Source organism: Vagococcus hydrophili (genome assembly GCF_011304195.1).
Classification (GTDB): Bacteria; Bacillota; Bacilli; order Lactobacillales; family Vagococcaceae; genus Vagococcus; species Vagococcus hydrophili.
Window position 1 is genome coordinate 1,105,492 of the sequence record NZ_CP049887.1, and the last position, 26,025, is coordinate 1,131,516.

The following is a 26,025-nucleotide window of genomic DNA, read 5'->3' on the forward strand; positions in this document are numbered from 1 at the left end:
TTAAATGGCACTAACAGCAGGAATCGTAGGTTTACCAAATGTTGGTAAATCAACATTATTTAACGCAATTACTAAAGCGGGAGTGGAAGCCGCAAACTATCCATTTGCAACAATTGATCCTAACGTGGGAATGGTAGAAGTTCCAGATAATCGTTTAGATGAGTTAACAAAATTAGTAAAACCTAAAAAAACTGTCCCAGCAACCTTTGAATTTACGGATATTGCAGGGATTGTAAAGGGTGCAAGTAAAGGTGAAGGCTTAGGGAATAAATTCTTAAGCAACATTCGCCAAGTAGACGCTATTTGTCACGTGGTTCGTTGTTTTGATGATGAAAATATTACTCACGTTGAAGGTCGTATCAATCCTTTAGAAGATATTGAAATCATTAACTTAGAGTTGATTTTTGCCGATTTAGAATCAGTGGACAAACGTTTATCACGGGTTTCTAAAATTGCCAAAACAAAAGATAAAGAGGCAGTGGCTGAGCTAGCTGTCTTAGAAAAAATCAAACCAGTTCTTGAAGCTGGAAAATCAGCTCGTTCGATTGAGTTTGCTGATGAAGAATTACCAATTGTTAAAGGGTTATTCTTATTAACAACTAAACCAGTTCTTTATGTAGCAAACGTTGCTGAGGATGAAGTGGCTGATGCAGATAATAATGATTACGTGAAACAAGTAAAAGATTTTGCGGCATCAGAAAATGCAGAAGTTATTTCTGTTTGTGCCCGTGCTGAAGAAGAAATTGCTGAATTAGATGATGAAGACAAAGCTGACTTTTTAGAAGCTTTAGGCATTGAAGAATCAGGGTTAGATAAATTAATCCGTGCCGCTTATTACTTATTAGGTTTAGCAACTTACTTTACAGCCGGCGAGCAAGAAGTGCGTGCATGGACTTTTAAAAATGGTATGAAAGCACCAGAATGTGCGGGTGTTATCCATACTGACTTCGAGCGTGGTTTTATCCGTGCTGAAACAGTTTCTTATGAAGATTTAAAAGAGCATGGAAGTATGCCAGCAGCAAAAGAAGCTGGACGTGTTCGTTTGGAAGGTAAAGAGTACATCGTTAAAGATGGCGACGTAATGTTGTTTAGATTTAACGTTTAAAATCAGAAAATAAAGGTGAGACTAGTGGAAGAAACAAGAGAAGAATTACAACAAAAAGTCGCTCAAAATCGTGAGTTGATGACACAATTAACTAATAAGAACAACCAATTTATTTTTGATTTAAATAAAGCCCTAGAAGGTAGCGACCTTTCAGAAGAGAAAAAAGTATTAGCTCTGAATGACATGTTAAGTGCCTTAGTCGAAGGTCAAAAAACAGGTGTTACAGCTAAGCAACTTTATGGTACACCAACTGAAGCCGTGGATGCCATTTTAAATGCACCAGAACCTTTAGCTGAAATGACGTTTGGTAAAATTATGTTAGATAATTTCTTAATGATGTTTGCTTTCCTTGCGGTAATGGTCGGCTTAATGAGTATGCTTTCAAAAGCAGGTCAACCAGCACAAGGGATTACTGCAACAGTCATTGGAGCAATAGCCGGAGCGTTCTCGTTCTACTTAATTTATCGATACATTTATAGTTACGATTTACCAGGTGCTGATCAAAGTAAACGCCCTGGTGGCTTAAAATCAGGTTTGATTATGGCACTATGCTTCATGCCGTGGTTATTCGTTTATACAATTGCTTCATTCTTACCATCATCAATGAACCCAGCAATCGATCCTGTTTTAAGTATTGCACTAGGTGCGATGTCATTTGCTGTTCGTCATTGGGTTAAGAAGAAATACAACTTAAGAAGCACATTTTTCATGGGAAGATAAACTAGATTGGTGAAAAAGAGGTTTTTCACCACCTAGTTGTTAAATATTACTAAATCTAATCAAAGAACTTGATTAGATTTTTTTGTTTTATCCACTAATAAATTGACTAAATGCGTTTTTTTTGGTATGTTTTTATATAAAAATAAAATTAAAGGAGTGCTATTTTCTAATGACAAACTGGGAAACAAAATTTACTAAAAAAGGTTTTACATTCGATGACGTTTTATTAATTCCGGCTGAGAGTCACGTGTTACCAAATGATGTGGACTTATCTGTGGAGCTTGCCCCAAATTTGAAGCTTAATATCCCAATTATGAGTGCTAGTATGGATACAGTAACAGATAGTAAAATGGCAATCGCTATGGCAAGACAAGGTGGATTAGGTGTTGTTCATAAAAATATGTCAATTGAGAAACAAGCGGATGAAGTAAGAAAAGTAAAACGTTCAGAAAGTGGTGTTATTATTGATCCATTCTTCTTAACGCCAGATAGCTTAGTAGCAGAAGCAGAAAACCTAATGGCAACTTACAGAATTAGTGGTGTGCCAATCGTCGAAACATTAGAAAATAGAAAATTAGTTGGTATCTTAACAAACCGTGATTTACGTTTTATTGCTGATTACCAACAACCAATCAACGATGTGATGACTAAAGAAGAATTAGTTACAGCACCAGTTGGAACATCTTTAAAAGATGCTGAAAAAATCTTACAAAAACATAAAATTGAAAAATTACCAATCGTCGATACGGAAGGTAAATTGAGCGGATTAATCACAATTAAAGATATCGAAAAAGTGATTGAATTCCCGAATGCAGCGAAAGATCAACATGGTCGTTTACTAGTTGCCGCAGCTGTTGGTGTGACAAGTGACACATTTGAGCGTTCAGAAGCTTTAGTTAAAGCGGGTGTGGATGCGTTAATCATCGATACTGCTCACGGACACAGTGCCGGAGTTATCCGTAAAATTAAAGAAATCCGTGACACATTCAAAGACGTAACAATCATTGCTGGAAACGTAGCAACAGCTGAAGGCACACGCGCTTTATATGAAGTGGGTGTTGATGTGGTTAAAGTTGGGATTGGACCTGGTTCAATTTGTACAACACGTGTCGTAGCTGGTGTAGGTGTTCCTCAATTATCAGCTATTTATGACGCAGCAGGTGTGGCTCGTGAATACGGTCGTGCGATTATTGCTGATGGTGGAATTAAATACTCTGGGGATATCGTTAAAGCTTTAGCAGCAGGTGGACATGCCGTAATGCTTGGTTCAATGTTAGCTGGAACAGATGAGTCGCCAGGTGAATTTGAAATTTATCAAGGTCGTCGTTTTAAAACTTACCGTGGTATGGGGTCTCTTGGAGCAATGGAAAAAGGCTCAAGCGATCGTTACTTCCAAAGTTCAGTGAACGAAGCTAACAAGTTAGTTCCAGAAGGTATTGAAGGACGTGTAGCTTACAAAGGTAGTGCTCAAGATATTGTCTTCCAAATGCTAGGTGGCTTACGTGCTGGAATGGGTTATGTTGGCGCTGGTAACTTAAAAGAATTACGTGATGACGCGCAATTTGTACAAATGAGTGGTGCAGGTTTACGTGAATCTCATCCACATGACGTTCAAATTACAAAAGAAGCACCAAACTATTCAATTGAATCATAATAAATATGAAAGGACTTGTGATGAAAAATCGCAGTCCTTTTTTTATAAAAATTAGGAGGTTGTTAAGTATGGGAAAAATAGGAATTATTGGCATGGGACATGTAGGGTCAGACGTGGCGTATACGCTGTGCCGAGAAAAATTAACAAATCATTTAGTATTAATTGATCCACTAAAAGAAAAAGTATTAGCTGAAAAATTAGAATTAGAAGACAGCATGGTAGGCTGGGATTATTCAATAAAAATTGAGACTCAAAATTATGCTAGTTTACAAGATGCAGAGATAGTTGTGATTAGTGTCGGTAGCCAAAATGTGGACAATGAAAATCGTAATTCTGAATTAATCGATAATGTTCAAGCTGTGAGAGAAAGTATTCCTCAAGTTATCGCAAGTGGTTTTAAAGGGATTTTTGTTGTCATCTCAAATCCTTGTGATGTCATAACAAAGCTTGTACAAGAAGTGAGTGGTTTTCCTTATGAACGAGTGATCGGTACAGGCACCTTACTAGATACCTATCGTTTGAAACGAGTGGTTGGGCAATACTTGGAAGTCTCGCCTCAAGATGTCTCTGGTTATGTGCTAGGGGAGCACGGGGAGAATCAATTTGTTCCGTGGTCGATTGTTAGCGTACGTGAGAAAGCAATGCTTCAAGAAATTCAGTTATCAAGTGATGTGCTGTATGAATTGAAGGAAGAAACACGCTTAGGTGGTTGGCGTATTCATGCTGGTAAAGGTTGGACAAGTTACGGGATTGCTTCTGCTTGTAGCCGTTTGATTCAAGCCATTCAGAAAAATGAAAATCGAGTGTATCCAACATCTAGTTATGATGAAGTCGAAGGGTTGTATATCGGTTGGCCAACGGTTATTGGGCATGAAGGTGTGATTAGTCGTTTGCCACTAAATTTACTTAAGGAAGAGAAAGAGGCTTATCAAGCTTCTGCAAAAGAAATAAGAAGTGTGTATGATAGAATTTAAAAAATAAGAGGTCAGACATTGATAATGTCTACCTCTTATTTTTGCTTCTTCCAGTTGCTTGGAGCTGAACGCCTTTTTCATCACTCTTATTTAGTAATTTTTGTTAGGCCGCCCATGTATGGTACTAATGCTTCTGGGACTGTGACGCTGCCGTCTTCGTTTTGGTAGTTTTCTAAGATTGCCGCAACGGTACGTCCGACTGCTAATCCAGAGCCGTTTAAGGTGTGAACAAATTCTGTTTTACCTTCATCATTACGGTAACGGATTTTCGCACGTCTTGCTTGGAAGTTCTCGCAGTTAGAGCAAGAGCTGATTTCACGGTAAGTATCTTGTGCTGGAATCCAAACTTCAATATCATAAGTTTTCGCAGCTGAGAATCCCATGTCACCAGTACATAACGTAATCGTACGGTATGGTAAGTTTAATTTTTGTAGAATCGCTTCTGCGTTTTGTGTCATTTTTTCTAATTCTTCATAAGAAGTTTCCGGTTTACTTAATTTAACCATCTCTACTTTGTTGAATTGGTGTAGTCTGATTAAGCCACGAGTGTCACGACCAGCGCTACCAGCTTCAGAACGGAAAGAAGGGCTAAGAGCTGTAAAGTAAACAGGTAATTGATCGTTAGCTAAAATTTCATCACGGTAGTAGTTAGTCAAAGGAACTTCCGCCGTAGGAATTAATGTGTAGTTGCTATCTTCTAATTGGAAAACATCTTCTTTAAATTTAGGGAATTGTCCTGTTCCAAACATAGAATCAGCGTTCACGATATAAGGAGGAATCATCTCAGTATAACCATGCTCATAAACATGAGTGTCTAACATCAAGTTGTAAATCGCACGTTCTAAACGAGCGCCAATTCCTTTGTAGAAAAGGAAACGGCTACCAGAAACTTTAGCGCCACGTTCAAAATCTAAAATATCTAAACCTTCAGCAATTTCCCAGTGAGGTTTTGCTTCAAAGTCAAATTGACGGGGTGTTTCCCAACGTCTCACTTCGATATTATCATCTTCATCAGCACCAACTGGCACATCAGCATGAGGTAAGTTAGGTAAAGTGTAAGAAATATTTTGTAACTTTTCGTCAATCAAACGAATGGCGTCATCTAAAACTTTAATTTCTTCCCCAATTTTTTTCATCTCAACGATTTTATCATCCGCATTTTCTTTATTACGTTTCAAAGTCGCAATTTCTTGAGATACATCATTTTTGGTTTTCTTCAATGTTTCAGCAAGAACTAAATGTTCACGTCTTTCTTTATCTAAGGTCATAAAATCAGTTAAGACTTCTTCTTTAACCCCACGAGTTAATAATTTTTCTTTCACAATTTCAATATTTTGACGCATAAATTTAACATCTAACATAATACATCCTCCTTAAATTTTTAAAAATAAAAAACCTTTCACACCCAAAAAAGTCATCAAACTTTTTTGGGGCGAAAGGTTAAATTTCACGGTACCACCCAGATTTTGCACAAAAGTGCCTTCATTAGTGAGCAAATAACGGTTTGCATCCGACATAACTTAACCACAAAAGTGTTTTCGTTATATATTCTTTAGGGAAAGTGGATTCCTTAACTCGTTGTATTGACTTTCACCAAGCGTCAACTCTCTAAAACAACTCATTTAAGTACTAATCTTTCAACGTTTAATTATTAGCTAGAGTATAGCGATTTTTTTTTCATCTGTCAAATGAATTATTGTTGAATGAGTGTTTGGTATAAATCTTTTGTTAGTTGGACGTTGCTTTTATTCTCAGTGAACGTATTACTTAAAAAGATAACCGCAGTACTGGCATCCTTATTGAAGGAAACAACCGGTTCATATTTTCTGAAAATACCATGAGCGTAGTAGTATGTTCCTTTATCATAGAAACCAGCTTTATATTCATAAGGGAATAAGGTTGGTTTCTTTTGCAGTGTTTGTTGAAGTGTTTCATAAGATGTTAATTTACCATCTGTCGTTGCTTGAATGATAGTGATAAAGTCAACTGCGGAAATATACATATTTCCAGTGCCTAACTCATTAATATAAGCATATTCAGGTATTTTTACAGGTGGTTCAACAGGACTACCATTTTGATCTTCGTTGTAAGAAGGAATTAAATTTGTATGATCCGTTACTTCGTCATAGAAACCAGTGTGTTTTAACTGAAGTGGCTCTTTTATAACTTCTTTAAAATAATCTTCATATGATTTATTTGAAACTTTTTCGATAATAGCAGCTAGTAAAAAGAAATTGACATCTGAATATCCCCATTTAGTAGGTTCTTCATAAGTAACGTTATGGACAGCATAATCAATACTTTCTTTTTTATTTTTAACTTTATCAGATTTTTCTTTTAGCTTTAATCCAGATGTCATCGAAAGCATTTGATCAATCGTAATATTATTACTATTAGGAATATCTGGGAAATAAGAAGATAATGGCGTATCTAAACTGATTTTTTGTTCATCGATTAATTTCATAATCAAAATAGAAGTGATAAATTTTTGAACAGAAGCTATCATGTATGTGTCTTCCAGTGGTTTATTTGAAATCTCTTTAGCCTTCCCATAGTTATTAAGTAAAACAACTTGGTTATTCTTAATGGCTAAAATTGTCCCAGAAGGATTATACTGCTGAATTGTCTGTTCTAGTTGCTCGTTTAGATTTTTATAAACAGGGGCAACTTGTGAGAAGTTTTTTTCATCGATTCTAGGTGTAATCAGATTCTTTTTTTCGATTTCTGAAGAATCTGTCGTACTTTTAGTTGTTGTTTCCGTTGTAGCCGTTTTTTTAGTCGTTGTTTTATTGTTTTTCAGTGGCATTTGTTTGATAGTTGGTAAATTAAACTCATTTTTCAACCATGGGTACCAGTAATAAACGTTAAAAGCAATAGTCCCACCTAGTAATAAGCCAATAATAAACATAACAAATGTCCGTCTTTTTTGTTTTCTGAGTCGTCTTCGTAGTAAATTTAATGTTACTTTGGAAGTTTCCATGTATCTACCTACCTTTTAAATTGGAATATGCTGTATTGTATCAGAGAATTGTGAAAAAATTTAGAAAAAGTAATTAATGTTATCTTAACTTCTAGTCAACCAGTGCCAACCTTGCATAAAGATATTTTCTTTTTTTATATCATTTTTTAAGACCACATCTACTACGTCTAGTTTTTCATCTTCGGTAGTTAGATAGCCAAGTGTATCTTTCGTATTGTAAACATATTCTTTTCCCACGACGTAGCCTTTGTCTTTTGGTGCAGCTACTTTTTGTTTTCTGGTCACTTGTTTTTTAGTTGTTTCAAAGAATAACTTGATGTCTTTATCTTCTTTATTTGTCCAAACCGCAAGATCCTCAGCTAAAATAATATCAGCTGTTTTTTCTTTTCCGTGATGCACATCAATAGTCTTTTTATCAGCAGGAGCCCCTTTTTTCTTAATGACTTCATACGACCAGTTATCATAAATATAAGTCATTAATTTTCCAGTTTCTTCAAAACGGTTAAATCCTTCCTCAGTACCCATTACCACAGTGATAATCCGGTGACCATTTCGAGTAGCTGTTCCAATAAAACAATCTCCAGCAAGAGGCGTTGTTCCTGTTTTAAGACCATCTACACCTTCCATATAGTAATAAAAGCCATCCAACATACCGTTAGAATTCCAAATTTCGATCCCATCTTTTGTTGAATTTTTTAAAATAGTAGTACTAGGTAACGACGTGATTTCTAAAACTTCAGGGAAATCTGTGATAAGATGTTGTCCGACAATCGCCATGCTTCTTGCGCTCATCATGTTTTCGTCTTTTTTTCCAGATCCAGGATAGATTGTTTTTCCCATATCTTCATTTCCAAGACCAGAGGCAGTTACAAGGGAAGCGTCAGTAATTCCCCAAATTTTAAGTTGGTCATACATTCGGTCAACAAACTTAATTTCAGTTCCTGAAATATGTTCAGCAAGAGCCGAAGTTAGAGAGTTTGCAGAAGAGATTAAAGATCCGTACAAAGCTTCTTTAACCGTGTAAACATGTTTGTCTTCAATGGGAATATTGGAAAGATCAGGATTTTTACTCATTTTTTTTAGAGTGTCACTAATTTTAATTGTATCATCCCAAGCGATGTTGCCTTTGTTGACTTCATCAAAAACGATGTAAGCAGTGATTAATTTTGTCATAGAGGCAATCCCTAAAGGTTCATCGCCGTTTTGGTTGTAAAGAATTTTCCCAGTCTCGTAATCCACAGCAAAAGCAGCGTTAGCTGAAACAGTGAAGTTATCGTTAGCTGCTAAGGTCTGAAAAGGAAGAGAGAAGGTAATAAAAGTAATAATAATAAGTTTAGAATACCATTTTGTTTGTTTCATAAAGTGTGATTCCTTTCTAGTGGACGATAAAGCGTCATTACAAAATTAGCAAAAAAAAAGAGCCAAAGCAATGATTTGGACTCTTTTTTTTATATTTCTATATAGATTTTAATGGGAGGTGAATGACAAAAGAAGTCCATCCATTTTCGGAATTTGCGTAAATATAGCCATTGTGTAAGGTAACAATACTTTGAGCAATAGCCAAACCAAGACCTGTTCCACCAGTTTGTTGAGACCTAGATTCTTCCACGCGGTAAAAACGATCAAATAATAAATCTAATGATTCTTTCGGAATTTCTTGACCATCATTTTTAACAGTGATGACAGACTCAGAGCCAATTCTTTCTGAGTGGATGATAATGCTTTTTCCACCAACACCATATTTCAGAGCGTTAGATAGAAGATTATCAAAGACTCTAACTAATTTTTCGGTGTCGCCTTCCATCATAAGAGAAGAAGGATTCCCTATAAAATCAACGGTTATCCCTTTTTTAGAAGCCTCTAGTTCAAAATCAACCACAATTTGGGCGATTAATTGCTGCATATCAAAGGTAACTAAACTTAAGGGTGTATTAGATTGTCTGACTTTAGTATATTCAAATAAATCATCTACCAATACTTTCATTTGCCTAGATTTCATATAGGCGGTATGAGTGTATTTTAATAAGTCTTCCTCACTAGAAAATTTTCTTTCTTCTATAAGACCTAAATAACCAATGATTGAGGTTAAAGGAGTTCTGATATCATGACTGACATTTGTAATGAGCTCGTCTTTTGATTGTTCAATTCGTCTCTCTTCTTCGATGGCTTCTACAGTGCTATCTACTAAAGCATTAATACTACGAATTAATTTTCCTAAATCCCCATTTAAATCAAAAGGAATCCGATGGTCGTAGTGCCCGTTTGAAATATAGTGAAGTTCACTAATAATATGTCGTTGTTGCATTTGTTTATAGCGACGAATAAGGCGCCAGTAGAGTACACCAATATCGATTAGCCCAAGCATAAAGAAAATAGGCTTTTTCCAAACAAAATAATTAGGATCATAAAAAGTATCATATATAGAAGGAATAAAACTATTTAAGATCTTATCAATCGAAAGACTAGACTGAAAAATTTGGACCAGTAGCATGTATATCACTAGATTTAAAAGGATTAAAAGGATAATAGTAACAATCCCTTCGATTAATAATTCACTTTTCTCTTTCGAAGTAAGTTGAATCCGATTAAATTTTTTTTGATTATCTTTCAATTTTATAACCGACACCCCAAACTGTTTGGATGACTTTTTCACCGTTTGTGGCGTCCTCAATTTTATCTCTTAAATGACTGACATGAACCATAACTGTCTTAGCTGAAATCAAACTTTCCTGTTGCCAAACGCGCTCAAATATCTCGTCTGCACTAAAAACACGATTAGGATGGCTTGCTAGTAGATACAAAATACCAAATTCAAGGGCGGTCAATTGGATATTGGAGCCCTTATCAGTCGTTACCTCATGAGAATCTTTTTTTATAATCAGAGGACCAATTTCTAAAACATCAGGAATATCTGCTTGAACCTGCATGTTTGTTCGACGTAAAAGAGATTTAACTCTCGCCATAATCTCTAAAGGATTAAAAGGTTTAGTGACATAATCATCTGCTCCAGCGATTAAACCTTGAATTTTATCCATGTCAGTCGTTTTAGCAGTTAACATAATAATAGGAATTTGCGATTCTTTTCTAAGTTCCTTAACAACTTCCATTCCATCCATTTTAGGCATCATAATATCCAAAATCATTAGACTGATATCTGGATTAGTGGCTATCTTACTAAGAGCCTCCTTACCGTCATAGGCATTGATAACCTCATAGCCTTCATTCTTTACATATATACTTAATAACTCAACAATTTCTTTATCATCATCAACAACAAGTATCTTCATAAATAAAAACCTCCGCTTCTTTTATATAGTTACATTGTACCAAAATAAAAAGAATAAAAAATAATTTAAAAAAGATGTTTACAATTTTTTAAAAAAGTAGTATATTATTTTCATTGCTATTTTAGTAAAAAACAACTCGAAAAAATAATTATAAAAGTTGTTGACAATCATTTGTCAGTTATGTTATTATTTTGAAGTTGCCTGATAGCGACACGTAATCTTAATTACGAAAACAAAAAACTTTTAAAAAGTTGTTGACAACCACTTAATGATTTGTTATTATTAAAAAGTTGTTACGGCAACGAAATAGATCTTTGAAAACTAAACAAAGTAAGACAAACCAAATGTGATAGGGCGTTTCTATTTTATAGAAACAAACCATATTTAGTGAAATAACATTCGCTAGCAAGTTTTAAAATTAATGAGCTAAACATCGCAAGATGTTAATCAACTTTTATTGAGAGTTTGATCCTGGCTCAGGACGAACGCTGGCGGCGTGCCTAATACATGCAAGTCGAACGCTTTGATTTTCACCGGAGCTTGCTCCACCGAAAATCAGAGAGTGGCGGACGGGTGAGTAACACGTGGGCAACCTGCCCAACAGAGGGGGATAACACTTGGAAACAGGTGCTAATACCGCATAATTTGTTTTCCCGCATGGGAGAATAATAAAAGACGCTTTCGGGTGTCACTGTTGGATGGGCCCGCGCTGCATTAGTTAGTTGGTGGGGTAATGGCCTACCAAGACCGTGATGCATAGCCGACCTGAGAGGGTGATCGGCCACACTGGGACTGAGACACGGCCCAGACTCCTACGGGAGGCAGCAGTAGGGAATCTTCGGCAATGGACGAAAGTCTGACCGAGCAACGCCGCGTGAGTGAAGAAGGTTTTCGGATCGTAAAACTCTGTTGTTAGAGAAGAACAAGTGGGAGAGTAACTGCTCCCACCTTGACGGTATCTAACCAGAAAGCCACGGCTAACTACGTGCCAGCAGCCGCGGTAATACGTAGGTGGCAAGCGTTGTCCGGATTTATTGGGCGTAAAGCGAGCGCAGGCGGTCTTTTAAGTCTGATGTGAAAGCCCTCGGCTCAACCGAGGAAGGTCATTGGAAACTGGAGGACTTGAGTGCAGAAGAGGAGAGTGGAATTCCATGTGTAGCGGTGAAATGCGTAGATATATGGAGGAACACCAGTGGCGAAGGCGACTCTCTGGTCTGTAACTGACGCTGAGGCTCGAAAGCGTGGGGAGCAAACAGGATTAGATACCCTGGTAGTCCACGCCGTAAACGATGAGTGCTAAGTGTTGGAGGGTTTCCGCCCTTCAGTGCTGCAGTTAACGCATTAAGCACTCCGCCTGGGGAGTACGACCGCAAGGTTGAAACTCAAAGGAATTGACGGGGGCCCGCACAAGCGGTGGAGCATGTGGTTTAATTCGAAGCAACGCGAAGAACCTTACCAGGTCTTGACATCCTTTGACCACTCTAGAGATAGAGCTTTCCCTTCGGGGACAAAGTGACAGGTGGTGCATGGTTGTCGTCAGCTCGTGTCGTGAGATGTTGGGTTAAGTCCCGCAACGAGCGCAACCCTTATTGTTAGTTGCCATCATTTAGTTGGGCACTCTAGCAAGACTGCCGGTGACAAACCGGAGGAAGGTGGGGATGACGTCAAATCATCATGCCCCTTATGACCTGGGCTACACACGTGCTACAATGGACGGTACAATGAGTTGCGAGACCGCGAGGTTTAGCTAATCTCTTAAAGCCGTTCTCAGTTCGGATTGTAGGCTGCAACTCGCCTACATGAAGCCGGAATCGCTAGTAATCGTGGATCAGCATGCCACGGTGAATACGTTCCCGGGCCTTGTACACACCGCCCGTCACACCACGAGAGTTTGTAACACCCAAAGTCGGTGAGGTAACCTTTTAGGAGCCAGCCGCCTAAGGTGGGATAGATGATTGGGGTGAAGTCGTAACAAGGTAGCCGTATCGGAAGGTGCGGCTGGATCACCTCCTTTCTAAGGAATATTACGGAAATCACATGGTTGTACTTACTTTGTTTAGTTTTGAGAGATCTATTTTTTTGAAATAAATCCTTAAACAAGGGGCCTTAGCTCAGCTGGGAGAGCGCCTGCCTTGCACGCAGGAGGTCAGCGGTTCGATCCCGCTAGGCTCCATTAGTATTGTTATAATACTAAAACATATTGTTCATTGAAAACTGGATAGTTGAAGTTAGACATCAACATTTTTTTTAACACACCGAGTTGATCAGTTTTATTATTAAAATTGTGATACATAAAATATTATTTAAATTAGCTATCGCTAGTTGATTTAAATAAACAAAGTCTAACCATTAGGTTAGAAAAAGGTTAAGTGAATAAGGGCGCACGGTGGATGCCTTGGCACTAGAAGCCGATGAAGGACGGGACTAACTCCGATATGCTTTGGGGAGCTGTAAGTAAGCTATGATCCAGAGATTTCCGAATGGGGGAACCCAGCATCTTTTATAGGATGTTACTTTCAAGTGAATACATAGCTTGTTAGAGGTAGACGCAGAGAACTGAAACATCTAAGTACCTGCAGGAAGAGAAAGAAAAATCGATTTCCTTAGTAGCGGCGAGCGAAACGGAAACAGCCCAAACCAACAAGCTTGCTTGTTGGGGTTGTAGGACTCAGCTGTGGTAGCTGTTGTGGATAGTCGAATCGACCTGGAAAGGTCAGCCGGAGCGGGTAAAAGCCCCGTAGACGAAATTGACAACACACCTATGAGTATCCTGAGTACGGCGGAACACGAGAAATTCCGTCGGAATCCGGGAGGACCATCTCCCAAGGCTAAATACTCTCTAGTGACCGATAGTGTACCAGTACCGTGAGGGAAAGGTGAAAAGCACCCCGGAAGGGGAGTGAAATAGAACCTGAAACCGTGTGCCTACAAAAAGTCAGAGCCCGTTAATGGGTGATGGCGTGCCTTTTGCAGAATGAACCGGCGAGTTACGATTGCATGCGAGGTTAAGCTGAAGAAGCGGAGCCGTAGCGAAAGCGAGTCTGAATAGGGCGAGTGAGTATGTAGTCGTAGACCCGAAACCAAGTGACCTACCCATGTCCAGGTTGAAGGTGCGGTAAAACGCACTGGAGGACCGAACCCACGTACGTTGAAAAGTGCGGGGATGAGGTGTGGGTAGCGGAGAAATTCCAAACGAACTTGGAGATAGCTGGTTCTCTCCGAAATAGCTTTAGGGCTAGCCTCGGAATTAGAATGATGGAGGTAGAGCACTGTTTGGACTAGGGGCCCGTCTCGGGTTACCGAATTCAGATAAACTCCGAATGCCATTCATTTATGTCCGGGAGTCAGACAGTGAGTGATAAGATCCATTGTCGAAAGGGAAACAGCCCAGACCACCAGCTAAGGTCCCCAAATATATGTTAAGTGGAAAAGGATGTGAGGGTGCACAAACAACTAGGATGTTGGCTCAGAAGCAGCCACCATTTAAAGAGTGCGTAATAGCTCACTAGTCGAGTGCCCTTGCGCCGAAAATGTACCGGGGCTAAACATATTACCGAAGCTGTGGATAGAACTTAGGTTCTATGGTAGGAGAGCGTTCTAAGGGCGTTGAAGCTAGATCGTAAGGACTGGTGGAGCGCTTAGAAGTGAGAATGCCGGTATGAGTAGCGAAAGACAGGTGAGAATCCTGTCCACCGAATGACTAAGGTTTCCTGGGGAAGGCTCGTCCTCCCAGGGTTAGTCGGGACCTAAGCTGAGGCCGATAGGCGTAGGCGATGGATAACAGGTTGAGATTCCTGTACCCGTTTGTTTTGTTTGAACAATGGAGGGACGCAGTAGGTTACAAGATCGCACTGTTGGATATGTGCGTTCAAGCAACAAGTCTTGGTAAGAGTCAAATGCTTTTACCTTTAAGGACAAGTTGTGATGAGGAGGGAAATTTAGTACCGAAGTCTTAATATCACACTGCCAAGAAAAGCTTCTAGTTAGAAACAAACGGCCCGTACCGCAAACCGACACAGGTAGTCGAGGAGAGAATCCTAAGGTGAGCGAGAGAACTCTCGTTAAGGAACTCGGCAAAATGACCCCGTAACTTAGGGAGAAGGGGTGCTGAACGCAAGTTCAGCCGCAGTGAATAGGCCCAAGCGACTGTTTATCAAAAACACAGGTCTCTGCAAAATCGAAAGATGACGTATAGGGGCTGACGCCTGCCCGGTGCTGGAAGGTTAAGAGGATGGGTTAGCTAGTAGCGAAGCTCAGAATTGAAGCCCCAGTAAACGGCGGCCGTAACTATAACGGTCCTAAGGTAGCGAAATTCCTTGTCGGGTAAGTTCCGACCCGCACGAAAGGCGTAACGATTTGGGCACTGTCTCAACGAGAGACTCGGTGAAATTTTAGTACCTGTGAAGATGCAGGTTACCCGCGACAGGACGGAAAGACCCCATGGAGCTTTACTGTAGTTTGATATTGAATGTTTGTAACACATGTACAGGATAGGTAGGAGCCGTAGAGCTCGGGACGCTAGTCTCGAGGGAGGCATTGGTGGGATACTACCCTTGTGTTATGACCATTCTAACCCGCGCCACTTATCGTGGCGGGAGACAGTGTCAGATGGACAGTTTGACTGGGGCGGTCGCCTCCTAAAAAGTAACGGAGGCGCCCAAAGGTTCCCTCAGAATGGTTGGAAATCATTCGCAGAGTGCAAAGGCATAAGGGAGCTTGACTGCGAGAGCTACAACTCGAGCAGGGACGAAAGTCGGGCTTAGTGATCCGGTGGTTCCGCATGGAAGGGCCATCGCTCAACGGATAAAAGCTACCCTGGGGATAACAGGCTTATCTCCCCCAAGAGTTCACATCGACGGGGAGGTTTGGCACCTCGATGTCGGCTCGTCGCATCCTGGGGCTGTAGTCGGTCCCAAGGGTTGGGCTGTTCGCCCATTAAAGCGGCACGCGAGCTGGGTTCAGAACGTCGTGAGACAGTTCGGTCCCTATCCGTCGCGGGCGTTGGAAATTTGAGAGGAGCTGTCCTTAGTACGAGAGGACCGGGATGGACACACCTCTGGTGTACCAGTTGTTCTGCCAAGGGCATTGCTGGGTAGCTATGTGTGGAAGGGATAAACGCTGAAAGCATCTAAGCGTGAAGCCCCCCTCAAGATGAGATTTCCCATTTCTTTAAGAAAGTAAGATCCCTGAAAGATGATCAGGTAGATAGGCTAGGAGTGGAAGTGCAGTGATGTACGGAGCGGACTAGTACTAATCGATCGAGGACTTAACCAAAAAAAAACGGTAAAGTAAAAAAAGATGTCTAACTAAAACATTCAGTTTTGAGTGAACAATCACTCAATTAAATAAAACGCACGTAAGTGTGGCGATGATGGCAAGAAGGATACACCTGTTCCCATGCCGAACACAGAAGTTAAGTTTCTTAGCGCCGAGGGTAGTGAGGGGTTTCCCCTTGTGAGAGTAGGACGTCGCCATGCAAAGTGTTTTGGAGGTTTAGCTCAGCTGGGAGAGCACCTGCCTTACAAGCAGGGGGTCAGCGGTTCGATCCCGTTAACCTCCATTTAAAATGATGACTCGTTAGCTCAGTTGGTAGAGCATCTGACTTTTAATCAGAGGGTCACTGGTTCGAGCCCAGTACGGGTCATTTTTATATGCGGGTGTGGCGGAATTGGCAGACGCACTAGATTTAGGATCTAGCGCCTAACGGCGTGGGGGTTCAAGTCCCTTCACCCGCACTTAAAATTTAAACGCCGGCTTAGCTCAGTTGGTAGAGCATCTGATTTGTAATCAGAGGGTCGAGGGTTCAACTCCTTTAGCCGGCACTTTTTAAATAAGCGGAAGTAGTTCAGTGGTAGAACATCACCTTGCCAAGGTGGGGGTCGCGAGTTCGAACCTCGTCTTCCGCTTTTATGAGTTCTTAGCCGGGGTGGCGGAACTGGCAGACGCACAGGACTTAAAATCCTGCGGTGAGTGATCACCGTACCGGTTCGATTCCGGTCCTCGGCATTTTAATAAAATACACAAGCGCCCATAGCTCAATTGGATAGAGTGTCTGACTACGGATCAGAAGGTTAGGGGTTCGACTCCTCTTGGGCGCGTTTTAAGTAATACGGGAAGTAGCTCAGCTTGGTAGAGCACTTGGTTTGGGACCAAGGGGTCGCAGGTTCGAATCCTGTCTTCCCGATTTACATAATTTCGCGGTGTAGCTCAGCTGGCTAGAGCGTCCGGTTCATACCCGGGAGGTCGGGGGTTCGATCCCCTCCGCCGCGACTAATATTTTGGAACTTGGACCTTTAGCTCAGTTGGTTAGAGCTCCCGGCTCATAACCGGGCGGTCGTAGGTTCGAGTCCTACAAGGTCCATTATAGATCTTTAAAGCCATGGAGGATTACCCAAGTCCGGCTGAAGGGAACGGTCTTGAAAACCGTCAGGTGTGTAAAAGCACGCAAGGGTTCGAATCCCTTATCCTCCTTTTTAATTAAATATCGCGGAGTGGAGCAGTTAGGTAGCTCGTCGGGCTCATAACCCGAAGGTCATAGGTTCAAATCCTGTCTCCGCAATTAGGTTCCGTGGTGTAGGGGTTAACATGCCTGCCTGTCACGCAGGAGATCGCGGGTTCAAATCCCGTCGGGACCGTTTGTTTTTGCTACACGCGGGTGTAGTTTAGTGGTAAAACTACAGCCTTCCAAGCTGTTGTCGCGAGTTCGATTCTCGTCACCCGCTTCTTCTTTTTGAAGAAAAAAGGGGCCTATAGCTCAGCTGGTTAGAGCGCACGCCTGATAAGCGTGAGGTCGATGGTTCGAGTCCATTTAGGCCCATTATTTTAGGATGGAGAAGTACTCAAGTGGCTGAAGAGGTGCCCCTGCTAAGGGTATAGGTCGGGTAACTGGCGCGAGGGTTCAAATCCCTCCTTCTCCATAGTGTTTTTCTTAATTTAGGCCCGTTGGTCAAGCGGTTAAGACACCGCCCTTTCACGGCGGTATCACGGGTTCGATTCCCGTACGGGTCATTATATTTTTGGAGGATTACCCAAGTTCGGCTGAAGGGAACGGTCTTGAAAACCGTCAGGTGTGTAAAAGCACGCAAGGGTTCGAATCCCTTATCCTCCTTTTTAATTAAATATCGCGGAGTGGAGCAGTTAGGTAGCTCGTCGGGCTCATAACCCGAAGGTCATAGGTTCAAATCCTGTCTCCGCAATTAGGTTCCGTGGTGTAGGGGTTAACATGCCTGCCTGTCACGCAGGAGATCGCGGGTTCAAATCCCGTCGGGACCGTTTTTTTTGGCGCAGTAGCTCAGTTGGTAGAGCAACGGATTGAAGCTCCGTGTGTCGGCAGTTCGATTCTGTCTTGCGCCATTTAACTACACGCGGGTGTAGTTTAGTGGTAAAACTACAGCCTTCCAAGCTGTTGTCGCGAGTTCGATTCTCGTCACCCGCTTCTTCTTTTTGAAGAAAAGGGGCCTATAGCTCAGCTGGTTAGAGCGCACGCCTGATAAGCGTGAGGTCGATGGTTCGAGTCCATTTAGGCCCATTATTTTAGGATGGAGAAGTACTCAAGTGGCTGAAGAGGTGCCCCTGCTAAGGGTATAGGTCGGGTAACTGGCGCGAGGGTTCAAATCCCTCCTTCTCCATAGTATTTTTCTTAATTTAGGCCCGTTGGTCAAGCGGTTAAGACACCGCCCTTTCACGGCGGTATCACGGGTTCGATTCCCGTACGGGTCATAAAGCTCAGAATTGATTAATTCAATTCTGAGCTTTTTTTATTATATTGAAATTAAAAGGAGTTTTCTAAAAATGAAGAATGAACTAACGATGAAGGAAAGGTTGTTTGTGGGATCCCTTATATTTGGGTTGTTTTTTGGTGCTGGTAACTTAATTTTTCCGATTCAGATGGGACAAGAGGCAGGAGCTCATATTGTTCAGGCTAATTTAGGCTTCTTGATAACAGGTATTGGGTTGCCATTTTTAGGTATTATTGCATTTGGTTTATCATCTAGTCGTGATCTGTATGAGTTATCTAGTAAAGTTGGAAAGAAATACGGATTGATATTTACGACTGTTTTATATTTAGTGATTGGCCCTTTTTTTGCGATGCCAAGACTAGCCAGTACTTCATTTGAAATTGCTTTGGCACCTTTTTTACCTAGTGGTAGCCAAAAAATAAGTCTTCTTCTATTTAGTGTCCTGTTCTTTTTTATTGTTTGGTTTTTTTCCAGAAAGCCAAGTAAAATCTTAGATTATGTGGGGAAATTTTTAACCCCTTTATTTTTAGTTTTATTATTCTCCTTATTATTGTTAGCTTTTATCAATCCACTTGGAAGTATTAATGGGAGTCCTGTTCAAACGGCATATGAGTCAAATGCTTTCTTTAAAGGATTTACAGATGGTTATAATACGCTAGACGCTTTAGCGGCTTTAGCCTTTGGGATGATTATTATCGAGAATATTCAAAGTTTAGGTATAACAAAACCTAGTCTTGTAGCTAAAGAAGCGACGAAATCTGGTTTAATGGGAATTATTTTGATGGGTGTTATTTATACGTTACTTTCATTTTTAGGAACAATGAGTTTAGGGACGTTTACATTGAATAAAAATGGTGGGATCACTTTAGCTCAAGTAGCGCAACATTATTTAGGAACGGCAGGTAGTGTCTTACTTGCGGCAATCGTTATCGTAGCGTGTTTGAAGACAGCCATAGGACTCAGCACAGCTTTTGGTCGAACGTTTAATGAATTGTATCCTTCTAAATCATATTCGGTCTTTACGGTATCTTGCATATTGCTAGCAACATTGATTGCTAATGTTGGTTTAGATTTGATTATTCAAATTTCAATTCCTGTATTAATGTTTATCTATCCTTTAGCGATGACTTTGATTTTAATGGGGGTATGTAATCAGTGGATTGGGAAAAAGAAATTGATCTTCCAGTGTGTCACTTATCTGACGATGTTTGCTGGTTTCTTTGATGCTTTAAATAGTTTACCTATGTCTTTAAAAGAAACCTCTTTAGTTTCTAGTTTACTTAAATTTGCTGAGACATTTATTCCGTTTTTCTCAAGTGGTTTAGGTTGGGTAACAATTGCCTTGTTGGGACTAGTTATTGGGTTACTCATAGATAAAAAGAAGAAGAGTTTGTCATAGTGACAAACTCTTCTTTTTTATAGGTAATATTTTTTGATTAATGTTAAATCATCATTCAATTCATAGACGAGTGGCTGACCTGTTGGAATTTCTAGATCCATAATATCATCGTCAGAAATGTTCTCGATGTGTTTTGCTAGTGCTCGTAGTGAATTTCCGTGAGCTGCTACTAACACTGTCTCACCTTTCAATAAAGAAGGGGCAATATGATCTTCCCAGAATGGTAAAGCGCGTTCCAAAGTTACTTTAAGATTTTCTCCACCAGGGACACTTCTTTTATCTAGCAAGGCATATTTTGGATCTTTTGTTGCTGATGCTGGATCGTTTTCATCTACTAATGGTGGCAATGTATCATAAGAACGTCGCCAAAGTTGGACTTGATCCGCACCGTATTTATCAGCTGTTTCTTGTTTATTAAGACCTTGTAAAGCACCGTAGTGACGTTCGTTAAGACGCCAAGATTTTATTTCAGGAATGAAAAGTTGATCGGACTCTTCCAATACATAGTGTGATGTTTTAATGGCGCGTTTTAAGTAAGAAGTATAAGCTATATCAAAATGAATACCAGCTTCTTTAATTTTCTTGCCGGCATCCTTGGCTTCTTCAATTCCTTTATCACTTAAATCCACGTCTTCCCAACCAGTAAATAAATTCAAAGCATTCCACTGGCTTAATCCATGTCTTACAAAAACTAATTTTCTCATCTTGTTCATCCTCTCTAAGTTATCTAGATACTTCGATCGTTTGAACTCCTTTGTCAGAAGTACCTATGATGACTGTTGTTGCCATATCTAAGAAAAGACCGTGTTCCACAACCCCAACTTGATGATCTAACCAAGTAGCTAAATCTTTAGGGTTTTCGATTTTTTCTAGGTACAAGTCAATAATATAGTTTTTACTATCAGTTAGCAAAGGATTACCATTATCTTGTCGTCTAATTTTTGGGTTGTAGCCTTTTGAATTAAATAAGCGAACTAATTGATCACTACCATAAGGAATCACTTCTACAGGTAATGGGAATGCGCCTAAATGCTCTACCATTTTTGATTCGTCTACAATCCAGATTGTTTTATTCGAATACGTTGCTACGATTTTTTCGAATAACAGGGCAGCACCGCCACCTTTAATGCCGTGATAATCATTAGAAATTTCATCTGCTCCGTCAATCGTTACATCCACATGATCAACTTCATCAATGCTTTTTAAAGGGATACCCAATTCTGACGCTTGTTTTTCTGTTGCGTTAGAAGTGGTTACACCAGTGATGCTTAAGCCTTCCTCACGCATACGTCGGCCGATTTCCTCTACCATAAAAAAGGCAGTCGAACCGGTACCTAAACCAACCGTCATTCCGTCTTTGACATATTTTGCTGATTCGATTCCAACCATTTTTTTTAAATTCATAAGTCGCCTCCAAATATGTTTTGTTAACTCTTTCATTGTAATCATATCTACAAAAAAAGGAAAGTTAGAAATAATTTAAAATAAATTTCTTGAAAACTATTGACAATTTTTGAAATGCTATGCTATAGTTACAAAGGTGCTTGGACAGGTCTCGTTAAGACGTGCTAACTAGTAAGAAGGCACGAGCTAAATGCAGGTAACCTTGCATTAATTTTTTTAAATAAAAAAAAGAACCACCTGGATGTGTGGGTCTATAAGAAGTTTTAAGGAAGGAGGAACTATCATGCCTACAATTAATCAATTGGTACGTAAGTCTCGTAAATCACAAACTACTAAATCTGGCTCTCCCGCTTTAGGAAAGAGCTACAATAGTTTCAAAAAATCTCAAACAAATGTGAACTCTCCACAAAAACGTGGGGTTTGTACACGTGTGGGAACGATGACACCTAAAAAACCTAACTCGGCGTTACGTAAATATGCCCGTGTTCGCTTGTCTAACTTAATTGAAGTGACAGCTTACATTCCTGGTATTGGACATAACTTGCAAGAGCATAGTGTTGTTTTAATTCGTGGTGGACGTGTGAAAGATTTACCTGGAGTACGTTACCATGTTGTCCGTGGAGCTTTAGATACTGCTGGTGTTACAGATCGTAAACAAAGCCGTTCTAAATACGGAACTAAAAAACCTAAGAAATAAATCTTTTTAAAAAAATAAAAATACTTGGAAGGAGGAGTTACACATGCCTCGAAAAGGTCCTGTTACAAAACGTGAAGTTTTACCAGATCCGATTTATAATTCTAAATTAGTTACCCGTTTAATCAACCGCGTAATGATTGATGGTAAGCGTGGTGTTGCTTCAAGCATTATTTATGATGCATTCGATATTATTAAAGAATCTACAGGAAATGATCCGTTAGAAGTTTTCGAACAAGCTATGGAAAACATTATGCCTGTTCTTGAAGTTAAAGCTCGCCGTGTTGGTGGTTCTAACTATCAAGTACCAGTTGAAGTTCGTCCAGAGCGTCGTTCTACTTTAGGCTTACGTTGGTTAGTTAACTATGCACGTTTACGTGGAGAGCACACTATGGATCAACGTTTAGCTAAAGAAATCATGGATGCTGCTAACAATTCTGGCGCTTCTGTTAAGAAACGTGAAGATGTACATAAAATGGCTGAAGCCAACAGAGCATTTGCACATTATCGTTGGTAAAATCCTCTTATCCATAGTTGGCTTAGCTGACTATGGATTAAGTATTAATTACAATGAACTACAATAAGAGAGGAGAAACAATTTAAGATGGCAAGAGAATTCTCGTTAGATAATACACGTAATATTGGAATCATGGCCCATGTTGATGCTGGTAAAACAACAACAACTGAGCGTATCCTTTATTATACAGGTAAAATCCACAAACTTGGTGAAACTCATGAAGGAGCTTCACAAATGGACTGGATGGAACAAGAACAAGAACGTGGTATCACAATCACTTCTGCAGCAACAACTGCACAGTGGAAAGGTTACCGAGTTAACATTATCGATACTCCTGGTCACGTGGATTTCACTATTGAAGTTCAACGTTCACTACGCGTATTAGATGGTGCTGTAACAGTTCTTGATTCACAATCAGGTGTTGAGCCTCAAACTGAAACAGTTTGGCGTCAAGCAACTGACTATAAAGTTCCACGTGTTGTTTTCTGTAACAAAATGGATAAAATTGGTGCTGACTTCTTGTATTCTGTAAAAACTTTACATGACCGCTTGCAAGCCAACGCTCATCCAATTCAATTACCAATTGGTGCAGAAGATAACTTCACAGGGATTATTGATTTAATCACTATGAAAGCTGAAATCTATACAAATGACTTAGGAACAGACATCCGTGAGGAAGAAATTCCTGAAGAATATATGGAACAAGCAATCGAATGGCGCGAAAAATTAGTAGAAGCAGTAGCTGAAACTGATGAAGACTTAATGATGAAATACTTAGATGGAGAAGAAATCTCTATCGAAGAATTAAAAGCTGGTATCCGTCGTGCGACGATCAATGTTGAATTCTTCCCAGTAATGGCTGGATCTGCGTTTAAAAACAAAGGTGTTCAGTTAATGCTTGATGCGGTATTAGATTACTTACCAGCTCCAACAGACGTTGAAGCTATTAAAGGAATTGATACTAAAACAGAAGAAGAAACTGTTCGTCCAGCTGACGATAGCGCTCCTTTCTCATCATTAGCATTTAAAGTTATGACGGATCCATTCGTTGGACGTTTAACTTTCTTCCGTGTTTATTCTGGAACTTTAGAAAGTGGTTCATATGTATTGAACGCTTCTAAAGATAAAAAAGAACGTATCGGACGTATCCTACAAATGCATGCAAACAGTCGTGAAGAGATAAACCAAGTTTTCTCTGGAGATATTGCTGCAGCTGTTGGACTTAAAGATACAACAACAGGTGATACTTTATGTGCACTTGATGCACCAGTTATCTTAGAATCAATTGAGTTCCCAGAACCAGTTATTCAAGTAGCTGTAGAACCTAAATCTAAAGCTGACCAAGATAAAATGGGTGTTGCTTTACAAAAACTTGCTGAAGAAGATCCTTCATTCCGAGTTGAAACAAACGTTGAAACTGGAGAAACAGTTATCTCTGGTATGGGTGAGTTACACTTAGACGTTTTAGTAGACCGTATGAGACGCGAATTTAGAGTAGAAGCTAATGTAGGAGCACCTCAAGTTTCATACCGTGAAACATTTAGAGCACCTCTTACTCAAGCAGAAGGTAAATTTGTACGTCAATCGGGTGGTAAAGGTCAATACGGACATGTCTGGGTTGAATTTACACCAAACGAAGAAGGTAAAGGTTTTGAATTCGAAAACGCAATCGTCGGTGGTGTGGTTCCTCGTGAATACATCCCAGCTGTTGAAAAAGGATTAGCAGAATCTATGAACAATGGTGTTCTTGCTGGTTATCCGTTAGTAGATATTAAAGCTAAACTTTATGATGGTTCATACCATGATGTCGATTCAAATGAAACGGCATTCCGTGTGGCAGCATCTATGGCATTACGTGCCGCAGCTAAGAAAGCTCAACCAGCAATCTTAGAACCAATGATGAAAGTTACTGTAACAGTTCCTGAAGAATATTTAGGAGACATTATGGGACACGTAACAAGTCGTCGTGGACGTGTTGAAGGAATGGAAGCTCATGGAAATTCACAAATTGTTAACGCACTTGTGCCATTAGCTGAAATGTTTGGATACGCAACAACATTACGTTCTGCAACTCAAGGACGTGGTACATTTATGATGGTATTTAACCACTATGAAGACGTACCAAAATCTATTCAAGAAGAAATCATCAAGAAAAATGGTGGATCTGCTGATTAGAATGACTAGGCATTTTCCTAGATTTCATGTAAAATGAATAGTCGAAGGAATAAAAATTATTTTTTGTTCCTTCTTCACTATAATATAAAAATAACTTTCATCTTTTAGGAGGAATTATACAAATGGCAAAAGAAAAATTTGACCGCTCGAAATCCCATGTAAACATCGGTACTATCGGACACGTCGATCACGGTAAAACAACTTTATCTGCAGCAATCGCTACAGTATTAGCAAAAAATGGTTTCGGTGAAGCTCAAAACTACGCTGATATCGATAACGCTCCAGAAGAAAAAGAACGTGGAATCACGATCAACACTTCTCATATCGAATATGAAACAGAAACTCGTCACTACGCTCACGTGGATTGTCCAGGACATGCGGATTATGTTAAAAACATGATCACTGGTGCTGCTCAAATGGACGGCGCTATCTTAGTAGTATCTGCTGCTGATGGCCCAATGCCACAAACTCGCGAGCATATCCTTTTATCTCGTAACGTTGGTGTACCATACATCGTTGTTTTCTTAAACAAAATGGACATGGTTGATGACGAAGAATTATTAGAATTAGTTGAAATGGAAGTTCGTGACTTATTATCAGATTACGATTTCCCTGGTGATGACACTCCAGTTATCGCTGGTTCAGCTTTAAAAGCTTTAGAAGGTGAAGCTTCTTACGAAGAAAAAATCTTAGAATTAATGGCTGCAGTTGATGAGTATATCCCAACTCCAGAACGTCAAACTGACAAACCATTCATGATGCCAGTTGAGGATGTATTCTCAATTACTGGACGTGGTACTGTTGCTACAGGCCGTGTTGAACGTGGTGAAGTACGTGTTGGTGACGAAGTTGAATTAGTTGGTATTGCTGAAGCTACTGCTAAATCAACAGTTACAGGTGTTGAAATGTTCCGTAAATTATTAGATTACGCTGAAGCTGGCGATAACATCGGTGCTTTATTACGTGGGGTAGCTCGTGAAGATATCCAACGTGGACAAGTATTAGCAGCTCCAGGAACAATCACTCCACATACGAAATTTAAAGCGGAAGTTTATGTTTTATCTAAAGAAGAAGGTGGACGTCATACTCCATTCTTCACTAACTACCGCCCACAATTCTATTTCCGTACTACTGACGTAACTGGCGTTTGTCAATTACCAGAAGGTATCGAAATGGTTATGCCTGGTGATAACGTAGCTATGGAAGTGGAATTAATCCACCCAATCGCTATCGAAGATGGTACTCGTTTCTCTATCCGTGAGGGTGGACGTACTGTTGGTTCAGGTGTTGTATCTGAAATCTTAGGATAATTTCCGAATTATCTTTCAAATAAGTAACAAAGTAACACGTGTCCGGACGTAAGGTTGAAAACTTTTG

The 26,025-nt window shown here is 40.0% G+C and carries 16 protein-coding genes, 26 tRNA genes, 3 rRNA genes and 1 other annotated feature; of the genes, 38 read left to right on the forward strand and 7 right to left on the reverse strand.

What is annotated here, in order from left to right:
• Positions 1–4: 4 nt before the first annotated feature.
• The 4 genes from ychF to G7082_RS05395 all read left to right on the forward strand — a co-directional run bounded on the left by ychF (position 5) and on the right by G7082_RS05395 (position 4,453).
• Positions 5–1,105, forward strand: coding sequence for a redox-regulated ATPase YchF (gene ychF, locus G7082_RS05380; RefSeq protein WP_166034169.1), 1,101 nt, complete (start codon positions 5–7; stop codon positions 1,103–1,105).
• A 24-nt stretch (positions 1,106–1,129) separates the two neighbouring features.
• The gene (locus G7082_RS05385; RefSeq protein ID WP_166034170.1) at positions 1,130–1,825 is read left to right on the forward strand and encodes a DUF1129 domain-containing protein; all 696 of its coding nucleotides are present in this window, start codon (positions 1,130–1,132) and stop codon (positions 1,823–1,825) included.
• Positions 1,826–1,994: 169 nt separating this feature from the next.
• Positions 1,995–3,479 carry an IMP dehydrogenase gene (guaB, locus tag G7082_RS05390; protein ID WP_166034171.1) on the forward strand — a complete coding sequence of 495 codons (1,485 nt, stop codon included), beginning with the start codon at positions 1,995–1,997 and terminating at the stop codon, positions 3,477–3,479.
• Positions 3,480–3,547: 68 nt separating this feature from the next.
• Positions 3,548–4,453: a lactate/malate family dehydrogenase gene (locus G7082_RS05395; protein WP_166034172.1), complete on the forward strand. Its 906-nt coding sequence runs from the start codon at positions 3,548–3,550 to the stop codon at positions 4,451–4,453.
• An 86-nt stretch (positions 4,454–4,539) separates the two neighbouring features.
• On the opposite strand, the gene serS is transcribed toward G7082_RS05395, so the two are convergent.
• The 5 genes from serS to croR form a co-directional block, all read right to left on the reverse strand.
• Positions 4,540–5,814 carry a serine--tRNA ligase gene (serS, locus tag G7082_RS05400; RefSeq protein WP_166034173.1) on the reverse strand — a complete coding sequence of 425 codons (1,275 nt, stop codon included), beginning with the start codon at positions 5,812–5,814 and terminating at the stop codon, positions 4,540–4,542.
• A gap of 64 nt (positions 5,815–5,878) precedes the next feature.
• Positions 5,879–6,103, reverse strand: a binding site (T-box leader).
• Positions 6,104–6,146: 43 nt separating this feature from the next.
• Positions 6,147–7,433, reverse strand: coding sequence for a serine hydrolase domain-containing protein (locus tag G7082_RS05405; protein ID WP_166034174.1), 1,287 nt, complete (start codon positions 7,431–7,433; stop codon positions 6,147–6,149).
• A gap of 84 nt (positions 7,434–7,517) precedes the next feature.
• Positions 7,518–8,792 carry a serine hydrolase gene (locus G7082_RS05410; protein WP_166034175.1) on the reverse strand — a complete coding sequence of 425 codons (1,275 nt, stop codon included), beginning with the start codon at positions 8,790–8,792 and terminating at the stop codon, positions 7,518–7,520.
• 97 nt (positions 8,793–8,889) lie between these two features.
• Entirely contained in the window at positions 8,890–10,044 is a 1,155-nt protein-coding gene (locus G7082_RS05415) for a sensor histidine kinase (protein WP_166036028.1), read from the reverse strand.
• Positions 10,034–10,720 carry a response regulator transcription factor CroR gene (croR, locus tag G7082_RS05420; RefSeq protein ID WP_166034176.1) on the reverse strand — a complete coding sequence of 229 codons (687 nt, stop codon included), beginning with the start codon at positions 10,718–10,720 and terminating at the stop codon, positions 10,034–10,036. The genes G7082_RS05415 and croR overlap by 11 nt, the downstream gene beginning before the upstream one ends.
• Positions 10,721–11,173: 453 nt before the next feature.
• Here croR and G7082_RS05425 point away from each other — a divergent pair.
• From G7082_RS05425 to brnQ, 30 genes are all read left to right on the forward strand, one after another.
• Positions 11,174–12,734: ribosomal RNA gene (locus G7082_RS05425) — 16S ribosomal RNA — on the forward strand.
• Positions 12,735–12,820: 86 nt separating this feature from the next.
• Positions 12,821–12,893 (forward strand) — tRNA-Ala (locus G7082_RS05430).
• 190 nt (positions 12,894–13,083) lie between these two features.
• A 23S ribosomal RNA gene (locus G7082_RS05435) occupies positions 13,084–15,994 on the forward strand.
• Between the two features lie 87 nt (positions 15,995–16,081).
• Positions 16,082–16,197, forward strand: a 5S ribosomal RNA gene (gene rrf, locus G7082_RS05440).
• The 16S, 23S and 5S rRNA genes sit together here with 26 tRNA genes alongside, the layout of an rRNA operon.
• A 10-nt stretch (positions 16,198–16,207) precedes the next feature.
• Positions 16,208–16,280 (forward strand) — tRNA-Val (locus tag G7082_RS05445).
• 11 nt (positions 16,281–16,291) lie between these two features.
• Positions 16,292–16,364: transfer RNA gene (locus G7082_RS05450), tRNA-Lys, on the forward strand.
• Between the two features lie 9 nt (positions 16,365–16,373).
• Positions 16,374–16,455 (forward strand) — tRNA-Leu (locus tag G7082_RS05455).
• Positions 16,456–16,469: 14 nt separating this feature from the next.
• Positions 16,470–16,542 (forward strand) — tRNA-Thr (locus G7082_RS05460).
• A gap of 12 nt (positions 16,543–16,554) precedes the next feature.
• Positions 16,555–16,626, forward strand: a tRNA-Gly gene (locus G7082_RS05465).
• Between the two features lie 14 nt (positions 16,627–16,640).
• A tRNA-Leu gene (locus G7082_RS05470) sits at positions 16,641–16,726 on the forward strand.
• Between the two features lie 18 nt (positions 16,727–16,744).
• A tRNA-Arg gene (locus tag G7082_RS05475) sits at positions 16,745–16,818 on the forward strand.
• 12 nt (positions 16,819–16,830) lie between these two features.
• A tRNA-Pro gene (locus tag G7082_RS05480) sits at positions 16,831–16,904 on the forward strand.
• Between the two features lie 12 nt (positions 16,905–16,916).
• Positions 16,917–16,990 (forward strand) — tRNA-Met (locus G7082_RS05485).
• Between the two features lie 17 nt (positions 16,991–17,007).
• Positions 17,008–17,081: transfer RNA gene (locus tag G7082_RS05490), tRNA-Ile, on the forward strand.
• A 20-nt stretch (positions 17,082–17,101) separates the two neighbouring features.
• A tRNA-Ser gene (locus G7082_RS05495) sits at positions 17,102–17,191 on the forward strand.
• A gap of 14 nt (positions 17,192–17,205) precedes the next feature.
• Positions 17,206–17,279, forward strand: a tRNA-Met gene (locus tag G7082_RS05500).
• A gap of 3 nt (positions 17,280–17,282) precedes the next feature.
• Positions 17,283–17,355: transfer RNA gene (locus G7082_RS05505), tRNA-Asp, on the forward strand.
• A gap of 16 nt (positions 17,356–17,371) precedes the next feature.
• A tRNA-Gly gene (locus G7082_RS05510) sits at positions 17,372–17,442 on the forward strand.
• 21 nt (positions 17,443–17,463) lie between these two features.
• Positions 17,464–17,537: transfer RNA gene (locus G7082_RS05515), tRNA-Ile, on the forward strand.
• A gap of 12 nt (positions 17,538–17,549) precedes the next feature.
• A tRNA-Ser gene (locus G7082_RS05520) sits at positions 17,550–17,637 on the forward strand.
• Between the two features lie 19 nt (positions 17,638–17,656).
• A tRNA-Glu gene (locus tag G7082_RS05525) sits at positions 17,657–17,728 on the forward strand.
• Positions 17,729–17,738: 10 nt separating this feature from the next.
• Positions 17,739–17,828, forward strand: a tRNA-Ser gene (locus G7082_RS05530).
• Positions 17,829–17,842: 14 nt separating this feature from the next.
• Positions 17,843–17,916 (forward strand) — tRNA-Met (locus G7082_RS05535).
• Between the two features lie 3 nt (positions 17,917–17,919).
• Positions 17,920–17,992 (forward strand) — tRNA-Asp (locus G7082_RS05540).
• An 8-nt stretch (positions 17,993–18,000) separates the two neighbouring features.
• Positions 18,001–18,073 (forward strand) — tRNA-Phe (locus tag G7082_RS05545).
• Between the two features lie 11 nt (positions 18,074–18,084).
• A tRNA-Gly gene (locus G7082_RS05550) sits at positions 18,085–18,155 on the forward strand.
• Between the two features lie 19 nt (positions 18,156–18,174).
• Positions 18,175–18,248, forward strand: a tRNA-Ile gene (locus G7082_RS05555).
• 12 nt (positions 18,249–18,260) lie between these two features.
• Positions 18,261–18,348, forward strand: a tRNA-Ser gene (locus tag G7082_RS05560).
• A 19-nt stretch (positions 18,349–18,367) separates the two neighbouring features.
• Positions 18,368–18,439, forward strand: a tRNA-Glu gene (locus G7082_RS05565).
• Between the two features lie 72 nt (positions 18,440–18,511).
• The gene (gene brnQ, locus G7082_RS05570; protein WP_166034177.1) at positions 18,512–19,858 is read left to right on the forward strand and encodes a branched-chain amino acid transport system II carrier protein; all 1,347 of its coding nucleotides are present in this window, start codon (positions 18,512–18,514) and stop codon (positions 19,856–19,858) included.
• A gap of 17 nt (positions 19,859–19,875) precedes the next feature.
• On the opposite strand, the gene gpmA is transcribed toward brnQ, so the two are convergent.
• The gene (gene gpmA, locus G7082_RS05575) at positions 19,876–20,562 is read right to left on the reverse strand and encodes a 2,3-diphosphoglycerate-dependent phosphoglycerate mutase (protein ID WP_166034178.1); all 687 of its coding nucleotides are present in this window, start codon (positions 20,560–20,562) and stop codon (positions 19,876–19,878) included.
• A gap of 19 nt (positions 20,563–20,581) precedes the next feature.
• Positions 20,582–21,262 carry a ribose-5-phosphate isomerase RpiA gene (gene rpiA, locus G7082_RS05580; protein WP_166034179.1) on the reverse strand — a complete coding sequence of 227 codons (681 nt, stop codon included), beginning with the start codon at positions 21,260–21,262 and terminating at the stop codon, positions 20,582–20,584.
• A gap of 283 nt (positions 21,263–21,545) precedes the next feature.
• Between rpiA and rpsL the strand changes: the two genes are divergently transcribed.
• The 4 genes from rpsL to tuf all read left to right on the forward strand — a co-directional run bounded on the left by rpsL (position 21,546) and on the right by tuf (position 25,958).
• A complete protein-coding gene (rpsL, locus tag G7082_RS05585; protein WP_086950532.1) occupies positions 21,546–21,959 on the forward strand; it encodes a 30S ribosomal protein S12 in 414 nt (137 codons plus the stop codon).
• 43 nt (positions 21,960–22,002) lie between these two features.
• Positions 22,003–22,473 carry a 30S ribosomal protein S7 gene (rpsG, locus tag G7082_RS05590; RefSeq protein ID WP_086340779.1) on the forward strand — a complete coding sequence of 157 codons (471 nt, stop codon included), beginning with the start codon at positions 22,003–22,005 and terminating at the stop codon, positions 22,471–22,473.
• Positions 22,474–22,560: 87 nt separating this feature from the next.
• Positions 22,561–24,648, forward strand: a complete 2,088-nt coding sequence (gene fusA, locus G7082_RS05595; protein WP_166034180.1) for an elongation factor G — start codon at positions 22,561–22,563, stop codon at positions 24,646–24,648.
• A gap of 122 nt (positions 24,649–24,770) precedes the next feature.
• The gene (tuf, locus tag G7082_RS05600; RefSeq protein WP_166034181.1) at positions 24,771–25,958 is read left to right on the forward strand and encodes an elongation factor Tu; all 1,188 of its coding nucleotides are present in this window, start codon (positions 24,771–24,773) and stop codon (positions 25,956–25,958) included.
• The last annotated feature ends 67 nt before the right edge of the window (positions 25,959–26,025 follow it).